Raw genomic sequence first — 11,041 nt, 5'->3', positions numbered from 1 at the left:
GGTCGTTTACGACCGCCTCCTGTTCGGGGCGACTGGTCGCCGTATTGATTGATGAAATCACGCACCTCTTCGCGCAGCGCTAGGTATCTGGGGCCATAGCTCAAATCCATGAGCATTCTCCTCCGCCAAGCGCTCCTCCCACAGCCCCCGCATGAAGCGGCGCTTGGTGTGCGAGGTGTTCGCTTCTTGAATCAACTGATCAGTTATTGGCTAGGACAGCAGGGGCTTGCCTTAACAAGTCAACAATTCTAACATTCGTTCGAAACGACATTCTCACTGTCTTTTAGAACGGGGTCAAGAAAGGCATATTATATTTTCTCCCGAACCACAGGTTTGGGACCCCGCGGAACGTCCGACCCGATGCTGTGTCCTTATGCGGACAGCTGGATCGAGGTCACTAATAAGGATCCGTGTAAGCGTAGTGCTTCATTGCTTAAAAATAACTGTGATCGAGAGGAGACGTTACATGTCGCTTCGGGAGCGTGTCGCTATAACTGGTATCGGCGAAACCAGTTACAGTCGCAACTCGGGAAAAAGCGTTCTTGCTCTTCAGCTCGAAGCCTCTCTAAAGGCTATAGACGACGCCGGACTCTCGCCGAAAGAGATCGATGGTATCATTCCCTATTCGAATTCGGCGGTCGTCGCCGAGGACTTCATCACAAATCTTGGCATCGAGGATCTTCGTTTTTCAGCAACCACGCCTCTCGGAGGCGCAAGCTGCGTCGCCGGAATTCAAGCGGCTCTTTTGGCGATCAATGCTGGTCTCTGCAACCATGTATTACTTCCAATAGGACGGAACGGCTCATCTGCCGGTCGCATCGGTGCACGGGTCCAGCAGATGCCGCAGTTCAAGGTTGTGGGCGAATTCGAAATGCCGATCGGAGCAATTGCGCCGGCGCAGCTCTATGCCGCGATGGCGCGGCGGCACATGCAGCTCTATGGCACGACAAGTCGCCAACTTGGAGAGATCGCAGTGTCTACACGCCACAATGCCATCCTAAACGGCAATGCGATGATGACGAAGCATATCACCATTGAGGATCATCAGAATTCGCGCATGATCTCTGATCCGCTTCGGTTGCTGGACTGCAGTCTTGAGAGTGATGGCGGTGCTGCCATCGTTGTTAGCGCCGCCGAGCGCAGCAAAGATATGCGTCAGAGGCCAATCCTCGTTATGGGCATCGCTGAAGGACATCCCGAATCTCCAAGCTCCATCACTCAGCGTCCCGACATGACACGTCTGGGCATTGCCAAAGCCTCGCCCAAGGCATTTGCGATGGCTGGTGTGACGCCTCAGGAAATTCAGGTAGCCGAGATCTACGATTGTTTCACGTACGTCGTTCTCTGCCAGCTGGAAGATATCGGCTTCTGCAAAAAGGGTGAGGGCGGACCGTTCGTAGAGAGCGGCGCTATCAGGCTTGGTGGAACCTTGCCGATTAACACCCATGGCGGCCTGCTTTCTCAAGCACACATGGTTGGGATGAACCATGTAGTCGAACTTGCAAAGCAGCTCAGGGGAAATGCCGGAAAAGCACAGGTAAGCGGAGCTGAACTGGGTCTCGTCTCCGGGTACGGCGACATGGGTGACGGGTCGTTAGCGATCATGAGGAGGGGCTGAGAGTATGACCGAAAACATCTATTCGAAGCTAGTCCCCGAGCCCACGCCCGACTCCATACCTTACTGGAAGAGCCTAAACGAGGGAAAGCTGACACTTCAGGAATGCGCGCGCTGCGGGAAACTCCGGCATTATCCGCGGCCTGTATGCGATGTGTGCTATTCGTTCGAAACCAATTGGGTCAAAGCATCCGGCAGAGGTGCAATTCACAGCTGGACGATAACGCATCATCCGTTTCACGAAGGTTACAAATCCGATCTCCCATACACGTTGGTGACCGTGGACTTAGAAGAAGGCGTTCGCGTGCTGGCGCGACTGCATGCCCCACTAGATACTCGGCTCGATATCGGTATGCCCGTCCGAATCGTCTTCGAGAAAGCTAGGCCTTGCCTCACGTTGCCCGGATGCGCTCTCGTTGAGTCCACGAGTGACGTGTCCGCGCCCACACCGGGGGCACGATAATGTCTGCCGAAGTCGACATTGATGGCTTGCGCAAAAACATAGGCACCAAAATCGTGGAGGAAGATGAAGCCACGCGAGCGCCGCTCTTTGGGCTCGTCGCTGCATTCGATCGAGACGAGGCCGTACCCACGAAAGGCGAAGCGATTCCGCCCGGATGGCATCTGGTCTATTTTCATTCATTTGGCCGCAAAGCGACACTAGGCGACGATGGCCTACCCACTTCGGGGGGCGTGGTACCTAAGGTGCCTTTCCCGAGACGTATGTACGCGGGTACGAGTCTTGCGTTTCATCACCCGCTTCTGGTGGGTGACGCCCTCAAACGTGAGACGGAACTGACGGACCTGACCTTGCGTTCTGGTAGTACTGGCCCCCTGCTATTTGTCACGCAAACACGGCGTATATTTTCTCCGCGGGGTCTTGCGATTGTTGAAGAAAGTTACACCGTGTTTCGCGACGCCGTGAAGCCTGGGGAGCTAAGCGGCATTCCGAAGCGAAGTATCCCTCCCGCCGGTCTACCATGGGCACGACAGATCGATCCGGATCCGGTATCACTATTTCGCTATTCCGCCGTAACGTTCAACCCGCATCGAATTCACTATGATCGGAGTTACGCAATGGACTCGGAGGGATATCCAGGCCTGGTCGTACATGGCCCATATTCGCAGCAATGTCTCATTGATCTCGCTCGCGATAACAATACCACCAGAGCTATCGCGTCATTCACGCAACGCGCTCGCGCACCCTTGTTCGATACAGGGCCATTCGAGGTCATGGGGCGCCCGGTCGACGGCGGGGCGGGTGCCGAGCTGTGGGCGACAACGCCGGCTGGAACAGTAGCCATGGAGGTTAAACTACGGTTCCGCTGACTTGGCTCAACGCGCGCAAATTCCGAAACAGAAACCATTAGCTTTCGCCGTTGGCGCATAGATCACCGGCATCTGCCAATCAAGGCTTTTCCAGAGAATTAAGGCACCCCAATTCAAAGCAGGCGCTACTGGTAGACGAAGGAGATGAACGAGTAGCCCGCAGTCAATCTGCCTAGTACTGACGGATAAGGGAGGCGAGAATGAATGCTGATCAAGCTGGTCGGGAACACGAACGATCCTACACTGACACGGGCTTCGATGCGGTCGTTATTGGAGCGGGCGTTGCTGGCCTCTATCAGCTTTACAAGCTGCGTGAGATCGGCTTACGCGTCCGGATCTTCGAAACCGGCAGCGCAGTCGGCGGCACATGGTACTGGAACCGCTATCCGGGGGCACGTTTCGACTCAGAGAGCTGGACGTACGGTTACTCATTCTCGAAAGAGCTTCTCGAGGAATGGACGTGGGAGGAGCATTTTTCGGCCCAACCCGACACCGAGCGCTACCTCAACTACGTCGCCGACAAATTCGATTTGCGGCGCGACATCCAGTTCAACAGCCGGGTGGTCGCCGCGCTTTGGCGTGAGGATACACGCAGCTGGGACTTAACGCTGGAGAACGGTGCGCGGTATTCGACACGCTTTCTTGTTACAGCAATTGGCGTTCTTTCGGCATCTGTGATGCCGACTATTCCCGGCATCGAAAGCTTCGCGGGTCAGTCGTGCCACACCCACAGCTGGCCGAAGGAGGGCCTCGATCTCGCGGGCAAGCGAGTCGGTATCATCGGAACCGGCGCAACCGCAGTGCAGACTATCCAAACGATCGCTAAAACGGTCGGCCACTTGACCGTGTTTCAACGCACTCCGAATTGGGTCTTTCCGCTGAACAATAGCAAGATCACTGCCCAGGAAATGCAAGACATCCGCGCTCGCTATCCAGACATCCTGGCACGCTGCCGCGAGACGCCCGGCTGCTACGTCCACGGCCCTGATCCGCGTAAAACGCTGGAGGTGTCACCGGAGGATCGCGAAGCATTCTGGGAAAAGCTATACCGCACCCCAGGTTTCGGCCAATGGCAGGCGAATTTTAGCGACATGCTAACCGATCGCACCGCAAACGCCCTCGCTTCGGATTTCGCTGCACGTAAGATCCGGGAACGGGTTAACGATCCCATCGTCGCAGAGAAGCTGATCCCCAAGAACCATGGCTTTGGCACGCGGCGGATTCCGCTCGAAAGCGGCTACTACGAGGTTTACAACCAGCCGAATGTCCAGCTGGTTGACGTCAACGAGACACCGATAGAGCGGATCACTCCGCATGGATTAAGGACTTCGGACTGCGAGTACGAGTTCGATGTCATTATTTTTGCGACTGGCTTCGATGCCATTACGGGTGCCTTCGACCGGATCGATATCAGGGGAGTTAACGCCGTGCGTCTCAAGGAGGTTTGGATGGACGGGCCGCAGACTTACCTCGGCGTCTTCGTTGAAGGGTTTCCCAATTTTTTGATGGCGATGGGTCCACACGCTGGACTCAGCAATTACACGCGAACGGCAGAATACAGCGTCGAGTGGATTACGGACCTGGTTCAGTTTGCGACCGAGCGAGGATTGAGTCGCATTGAGGCCACGCCGCTCGCCGTCCAGGAATGGACAGATCACGTCCTCGCGCTCGGCCAAGGTCAGCTGATGAACGAAGTCGGCTCCTGGATGACGGGCGTCAACCGCAACATCGAAGGCAAACAGAAGCCTCGCATCATGCGCTACAGCGGCGGACACCCTGCTTATCGCGAATACTGCGATGCCGTGGCCGCTGAAGGCTACCCTAAACTCGCCTACTGAGCGACCATCCGGACTGGGGTTGTCAGTGATTGAGGATTGCAGCATCCAGAGCAGGATGCAGTCGCCTTGCGTCCTAGCCTGCGACTTGGAAATGGAATACGCACCAAGCTGCCATGAAGGTCTCGAGGCTCTGGCTTGGCCTCGACTGCCTCCGGGATCACGGCGCGAGGGCCTCGGCCCGGCCTGCCCGCTTGAATTCCACCCCTCCGAGGCCGGACCGTCCCGGTCACAGGCATCCGCGCCGTCTCGCGTATCGCGCACAACATGCTGACGCGGCCCCCTCACCGGTCTGCGATGCGGAATGCGCTCCACAACTTGAGCGACAACGCGAGCATGCAAATTGACAGAAAGCACTTTAGTAGGTTTTGGTTGCTTCCGTTGGCGGTCTGAGCCTTGTACTCTAATGCGCAACTCAATGAAAACCAAACCGAGTCAGTTCGGTCGGAAGGCCCAGATTTATTATTCCATAACTATTTCAGGCTTTAGTCGGGTCGTGGTTCAACCTCCCGGGGCAAACTTAGTCATTTCCGTTTACGACATTTCCGATTGCGGCCCTTTCGCCCTCGCGTAAGTGGCTACGCCGTTATGGCCCCACAAACGACGACAGAGAATGGCTGGTCGAAGCCTGGCGTCTGCAAACAGATTTTAAGACAATCGCTACGCACACGCCCTACGCTTTTCATCTGATCGACTTCTCGATCATCCGCGCTCGCCAGCTTGGCGGTTATCGTCTATCTCAATGGACGAGTTCGCTGCCTGCCGCTGCTAGAGGGCATTACGTTTATAAAAGCCGAAGCGGGAGTGTCCACGTCCCCTCCCCCGACTGACGAGCAAAGCAGAGTTTGTTGAAAAACCAGACGAGCGTCGCCTGGGTTCGATTTCAGCACGCTTCGGCAGCAAATAGCGGCCCATCCCGATATCGAAGCACTAGAAGTTGGACTGCAGAGTCTAGGGGAAGAGGATCGTCGGAGAGTATCTTTGTAGCAAGACGTACGCCTTGATCAAGATCGACAATACCTACGCGATAAGGTGATTCTTGCTTGAAAACCGCAGGCGGAACGTGGATTACCGTCTGCGAATACAGGCGGCCCGTACCAATCAAGCCCGCCCACGAGATTGTTGTCGACCAGCAATGTGGACATATCGGCTTCGGCGGAAATGAAAATCGCTCGCAAGCATCGCATCGCGTCGTTTCCAGGATACCTTTGTCCAAAGCTGACCAAAAGCGCGACGTGAACTCGCTGATGCGCGGTGGGTATGCACGCAGTTTGTCGATGCTGACAATTTTTAAGGTCATCGGACAGCCTCCAAGACATGAACCATTGCTGCGTTATAATTTCCGAGCTCCGCGCTAGTGACTGCCAGCTCGGCATTGGCTACTTGCCGCTGTCCTGCTCGGTTTCTAAGTTGATCCATTGCTTCAACGAAGCTGTAGAAGGGGGTGACATATGCGGGATGACCTCGCGATTGTAACCCACCAGAGGTACAGATAGGAATTCGGCCGCCCAACGTAGTTTCACCTTCCTGAGCCATCCTCGCTCCTTGGCCTCTCGGCGCGAAGCCAAGAGCCTCGCTGACCAGCACCTCAATAATTGTGCAAGGTGCGTAGACTTCTGCAAAATCTATATCGCTAGGTGCTACGCCTGCCTCTGAGAAGGCGGTCTGCCCCGCTCTTTCAGCTGCAGCGAGCGCAATCATATTGTTTGGTACCTCGTTTATCTGATGCGCACCTTCATGAAAAAATCCCCGACTTCGTACGCGCACATAGGGGCGATTTGTGCTGCGCGCGATATCCTCCTCAGCAAGTACAAGGCACACAGCACCGTCGCTTCTTGGGGGGACTTCAAACAAGCCAAGAGGTTCGACGATTGGAGACTGTGTAAGTACTTCATCGAGTGTGATTGGTTTCCGGAACTGAGCTATCGGATTTAGGGAGGCATGGAAGCGGTTCTTAACCGCGACCGTAGCCAATTGCTCTCGGGACGAGCCGTAATCGTGAATGTAGCGTGCGGCATCCATTGCATACCAAGAGATTGGCGTGAATCCGAACGGCGTGTGGAAGTCCACGTCGCCCGTCGTCCGCATCGAACTCATCATGTGTTCAGCCGCAGTCACGGCTGTTTCGAAGTTAATCCCTAACGCGAGAGCCACTTTTGAACGTCCCAGTCGAATGTCATTGGCGGCTGTTTCAAAGGCTAAGGCCGCGGTCATTCCGTTCCCCATCAATTCCGCGACAGTACCAGTACATGGCAAACGCAGGTAATTTGCCATGAACGTCCCGAAATACTTTTGGACAGTGTAGGGACGAGGCAACGAGAAGATCAGCGAGCCGATGTCTTGGCGGTCCACGCCAGCGTCCTCGATCGCATTGACCACAAGTCGCGCCAATACCTCATGTTCTAATTCTTGTATGGGCTCTCCAGCCGGCCGCTGCCATTTTCCGACCTTGAGGGCAGCTGACCCTAAGATCGTAACGACTTTCGACATTCTGCACTCCCTTGTTTCCATCTTGCACGCCGGTGGCTTGACAAAACCGGCATTTGACATTGTAGATCAATTGGTCAGTCCATTTGACCACAGTGCACGTAAAGAGGCAATCCTCTGCCAGCGGGACTGGAGATTTAGCAAAGGGAGCTGAAACGTTGATGAAAACGCCCCATCGCGAAAATTATGGGTACGCACGGCTGAAGAGGCTGATCGATCCGAGAGTGATTGCTGTAATCGGCGCGTCCGAAACGCCTGGATCTTTCGGAATGCGTACGCTCGCCAACTTGGCAGATTTCGGCGGTTCCGTTTACGCGGTCAATCCGAGATACGAGTCGGTGATGGGGCGGCCGTGCGTCAGGTACATCGAAGATCTTCCCGAGTCGCCCGATTGCGTCGTGATGTGTATCGCTCGTGATATGGTTGAGCCCATGCTGGAAGGGGCTGGAAAGGTTCGAGCAGGAGGTGCGATCGTTTACGCGTCTGGTTACACGGAAACAGGGAAGGCTGAACGGATTGAGTTGCAGGCAAGGCTGGTCGAGGTCGCAATGCGTACCGGAGTTCGAGTTGCCGGACCGAACTGTGTAGGAATAGCCAATACTAGGCTGCAAGCCGGTCTGAACTTCATGCCCGACTACGGGCGGATGGGCCACAAGCGCGGTCCAATCGCCATCGTGTCCCAGAGTGGAGCGCTGGGTTATACCGTTCTCCAAGGCATGACACGTGGTATCGGCTTTTCGAAGTATCTCGCTGCAGGAAATTCAGCAGACGTAGACGTGTGCGACTATCTTTCCTATCTCGCAGAAGACGACGATACAGAAGCGGTTGTTTGCCTCTTTGAAGGAATAAAGGATGGTCGGCGGCTTATCAGTGCGGGAAAGCAACTCAGGCAAGCCGGAAAAGCCTTGATTGTCTACAAAGCTGGCAATAGCGACGCGAGCCGTAAAGCCGCGCTGTCACATACAGGCACGATGGCAGGATCATCAGCAGCCTACCAAGCGGCGTTCGATGAGATCGGCGCAATCGCAACAGACGACCTTGAAGCAACTCTAGAGCTGGCGAGCTTCTTCACGAAATCAAAAGCACCACCCTCGGGTAGCGGAGCCGGCGTACTTGCGACCTCCGGCGGAGCAGCCGTCATTTGCGCGGACAAGGCATCTGAGCATCGGGTTGCACTCCCGGAGCTCAGTAATGCGACGAAAGCAGCGTTGAACGAGGTCGTCCCCGACTTTGGCTCCGTTGCCAATCCATCAGATTTGACAGCGGAAGTGCTAAAGACATCGGAGACATTCGGATATTGTCTTGATGCCTTCGCGGCCGACCCGAGTTTCAGTTCGCTCGTGATCCCAATGGTATTTGCGCATCCTTCGTCGAGCGGGGCGCGATCAGAGACAATTCTCGCAGCCGCGCGGCGCACAGATAAGCCCATTGCGGTCGTCTGGATGAACGAGTGGCTAGATGGACCGGGATCCGATCTCATCGAACGCGACCATAGCGTTTCGCTATTTCGATCAGCGGACCGCTGTTTCGCAGCGCTAAAGGCCTGGGAACGTTGGCACAGCGACGCCCAGACCTCCTCTGCGACCTCGCGCTTGTCACCGACGTCGGCGGCTGATGTGGCTCGAGCAATCTTGGCGCGATCAAGCGGACCCGCGCTGTCGGAAAGCGATTCAAAGAGCGTACTTTCGGCATATGGAATCTCTGTTCCTCGAGAAGAGATCGCGGAATCGCCGGCTGTTGCGGCGAATGCGGCTGAAGCGATTGGATTTCCAGTCGCGGTGAAGATCGCGTCACAAGATATTGGCCACAAAACCGAGGTGGGCGGCATCGCGTTACATCTAGGTTCGCGAGATGACGTTCAAACCGCAACGGCGTCCATGTTGTCGCGCGTAAAATCCTTGAGACCTGACGCTAGAATTACGGGCGTTAGTGTTCAGGAAATGGTTCCGGAGGGCGTGGAGATCGTGGTCGGAGCAACAATGGACGCCCAGTTTGGACCGCTTGTTATCGTGGGTCTTGGCGGCGTTTTGGTTGAGCTAATGAAGGATACGGCCGTGGCTCTAGCGCCTCTCACAAAAGATCGAGCAAAAGATCTAGTGAAATCGCTGAAGGGGTATGGGGTGCTGCAAGGCTTCAGAGGTCGGCCGGCAGCGGACATCAATGGCATCGCGGATATTGTTTGCCGTTTGTCGGAGATGATGGTGGATCTTGGCGATTCCATCGGGGAGGTCGATGTCAACCCCGTGATCGCCTTAGGTGATAAATCTATCGCAGCGGACGCCCTGATCATTCGGCGGCTAAGCAACGAAAAAGGTACGTCATGACGGGAAGATATTTAGATCAATTCGCTATCGGCGAAATGTCGGAGAGTCCGGGGCGCACGGTAACTGAAACCGATATCGTGGCATACTCATGGGTATCGGGCGACACGAACCCGATGCACACCGATGCTGTGTTTGCGGGAGCATCACCACTGGGGCAGCGCATCGCGCATGGTACGTTGATCATGTCGATTGCGACAGGTCTGAGTGCGCGCTTGGGTCAATTAGATGGCACTGCGATCGCAGCACTAGGGGTTGATCAATGGAAATTTATCAAGCCGGTGTTCATCGGTGATACTGTGAGACTTAAGTCGACGGTGGTTGAGGCGCGTCCGTCTTCAAACCCGGATCGAGGTGTACTCACAAGGCGAATGGACGTTCTGAATCAACGCGCTGAGATCGTTCAAACTGGGCTGATGACGACGCTAGTAGCGCGTCGAGCATCAGAAGAATAAGGAGCGACCAATGAGTTTCGTCAACACGTATGGGCTATCGGAACAGCAAATTCTAGTGCGAGAGAACGTTCTCGACCTTTTAGAAAAGAACTTGCCTTGGCCGCGCATTCGGGAGCTAGATGAAAAGAGCCAGTTTCCGCATGAAGGATATTCAGCTCTGGCGGACGGCGGCTATCTCGGCCTCTTCTATCCCGAGGAGTTCGGGGGGATGGGAGGGAGCCACAAGGACTTCGCCGCGTTCATTGAGACACTCGGATACTACTACAGCGGAATCGCTCAGGCTGTCATGACAACCGTCGTCTATGCCGGAATGCATGTCGTCAAGTTTGCACCAGAGGCCTTGAAAACGGAAATTGTGCCGAAGATCATCAGCGGTGAGGTCAAGCTCGCCTTGGCGATGTCGGAGCCGGGTACCGGATCTGATGTCGCCGGAATTAGGACGAAGGCAGATAAGAAGGGTGATCACTACGTTCTGAATGGTCAGAAGGTCTGGATTACTTGTGCTCATGTTGCTGACTATTTGGTTGTGATCTGTAAGACGGACACCGAAGCCAAGCGACACTCGGGCCTCAGCGTACTCCTAGTCGATGCAAAAGCGCCAGGTGTCAAAATCAGGCCGTTGAAAATGCTTGGTCGCCGCACCACCCACGCAAACGAAGTATTTTTCGAGAACGTTCGCGTTCCGGCGACGCATTTAATCGGTGAGGAAGGAGCAGCATGGTCAAATCTGATGAAGTGCCTTGCATTCGAGCGCATGGCGATTTCCGCCATCTCTGCGGGGCATTGCGCAAAAATAACAGAATATGCTGCGGAGTATTGTAAGACTAGAATTCAGTTCGGGAAGCCAATCACTGAATATCAAGCGGTGTCGCACAAGATCGTCGATATGGCGATCATGACCGAAACTGCTAGGCAGTCGGTTTACCGTGTAACGGATTTGCTCGACGGTGGTCAGGATGCCATAACTGAAGTATCCATCGCGAAGATCATCTGCACTGA

Annotated in this window: 9 protein-coding genes; 7 read left to right on the top strand and 2 right to left on the bottom strand. The window is 55.1% G+C overall.

The genetic code is table 11. The features are described 5' to 3' along the window. The first annotated feature begins 466 nt into the window (after window positions 1-466). From ACIQ17_RS24940 to ACIQ17_RS24925, 4 genes are all read left to right on the top strand, one after another. Entirely contained in the window at window positions 467-1,618 is a 1,152-nt protein-coding gene (locus ACIQ17_RS24940) for a thiolase family protein (protein ID WP_398471955.1), read from the top strand. 4 nt (window positions 1,619-1,622) lie between these two features. After that, entirely contained in the window at window positions 1,623-2,078 is a 456-nt protein-coding gene (locus tag ACIQ17_RS24935) for a Zn-ribbon domain-containing OB-fold protein (protein WP_398471953.1), read from the top strand. After that, the gene (locus ACIQ17_RS24930) at window positions 2,078-2,944 is read left to right on the top strand and encodes a MaoC family dehydratase N-terminal domain-containing protein (protein WP_398471952.1); all 867 of its coding nucleotides are present in this window, start codon (window positions 2,078-2,080) and stop codon (window positions 2,942-2,944) included. Before ACIQ17_RS24935 ends, ACIQ17_RS24930 begins: the two co-directional genes overlap by 1 nt. A gap of 200 nt (window positions 2,945-3,144) precedes the next feature. Beyond that, on the top strand, window positions 3,145-4,782 hold the full coding sequence (locus ACIQ17_RS24925) for a flavin-containing monooxygenase (RefSeq protein WP_398471951.1): 1,638 nt from the start codon (window positions 3,145-3,147) through the stop codon (window positions 4,780-4,782). Window positions 4,783-5,662: 880 nt separating this feature from the next. On the opposite strand, the gene ACIQ17_RS24920 is transcribed toward ACIQ17_RS24925, so the two are convergent. Together ACIQ17_RS24920 and ACIQ17_RS24915 are read right to left on the bottom strand one after the other, a co-directional pair. Beyond that, a complete protein-coding gene (locus ACIQ17_RS24920; RefSeq protein WP_398471950.1) occupies window positions 5,663-6,079 on the bottom strand; it encodes a Zn-ribbon domain-containing OB-fold protein in 417 nt (138 codons plus the stop codon). Beyond that, complete coding sequence (locus tag ACIQ17_RS24915; RefSeq protein WP_398471948.1) at window positions 6,076-7,269, bottom strand: thiolase family protein; 1,194 nt, start codon at window positions 7,267-7,269, stop codon at window positions 6,076-6,078. The genes ACIQ17_RS24920 and ACIQ17_RS24915 overlap by 4 nt, the downstream gene beginning before the upstream one ends. 158 nt (window positions 7,270-7,427) lie before the next feature. On the opposite strand from ACIQ17_RS24915, the gene ACIQ17_RS24910 reads away from it, so the two are divergent. The 3 genes from ACIQ17_RS24910 to ACIQ17_RS24900 form a co-directional block, all read left to right on the top strand. Beyond that, window positions 7,428-9,590: an acetate--CoA ligase family protein gene (locus ACIQ17_RS24910; RefSeq protein ID WP_398471947.1), complete on the top strand. Its 2,163-nt coding sequence runs from the start codon at window positions 7,428-7,430 to the stop codon at window positions 9,588-9,590. Further along, a complete protein-coding gene (locus ACIQ17_RS24905; protein WP_398471946.1) occupies window positions 9,587-10,042 on the top strand; it encodes a MaoC/PaaZ C-terminal domain-containing protein in 456 nt (151 codons plus the stop codon). Before ACIQ17_RS24910 ends, ACIQ17_RS24905 begins: the two co-directional genes overlap by 4 nt. 10 nt (window positions 10,043-10,052) lie before the next feature. Continuing rightward, window positions 10,053-11,041, top strand: a 989-nt coding sequence (locus ACIQ17_RS24900; protein ID WP_398471945.1) for an acyl-CoA dehydrogenase family protein, incomplete at its 3' end; no start/stop codon positions are given.

It is taken from the genome of Tardiphaga sp. (assembly GCF_044340795.1).
GTDB lineage: Bacteria > Pseudomonadota > Alphaproteobacteria > Rhizobiales > Xanthobacteraceae > Tardiphaga.
The sequence above is the reverse complement of the archived record's forward strand: the minus strand, read 5'-3'. Positions and strand labels throughout refer to the sequence as shown.

Excerpts from the sequence above, each read along its gene's own strand:
- ACIQ17_RS24940 (WP_398471955.1), top strand. The coding sequence starts at position 467 with ATGTCGCTTCGGGAGCGTGTCGCTATAACTGGTATCGGCGAAACCAGT.
- ACIQ17_RS24935 (WP_398471953.1), top strand. The coding sequence starts at position 1,623 with ATGACCGAAAACATCTATTCGAAGCTAGTCCCCGAGCCCACGCCCGAC.
- ACIQ17_RS24930 (WP_398471952.1), top strand. The coding sequence starts at position 2,078 with ATGTCTGCCGAAGTCGACATTGATGGCTTGCGCAAAAACATAGGCACC.
- ACIQ17_RS24925 (WP_398471951.1), top strand. The coding sequence starts at position 3,145 with ATGAATGCTGATCAAGCTGGTCGGGAACACGAACGATCCTACACTGAC.
- ACIQ17_RS24920 (WP_398471950.1), bottom strand. The coding sequence starts at position 6,079 with ATGACCTTAAAAATTGTCAGCATCGACAAACTGCGTGCATACCCACCG.
- ACIQ17_RS24915 (WP_398471948.1), bottom strand. The coding sequence starts at position 7,269 with ATGTCGAAAGTCGTTACGATCTTAGGGTCAGCTGCCCTCAAGGTCGGA.
- ACIQ17_RS24910 (WP_398471947.1), top strand. The coding sequence starts at position 7,428 with ATGAAAACGCCCCATCGCGAAAATTATGGGTACGCACGGCTGAAGAGG.
- ACIQ17_RS24905 (WP_398471946.1), top strand. The coding sequence starts at position 9,587 with ATGACGGGAAGATATTTAGATCAATTCGCTATCGGCGAAATGTCGGAG.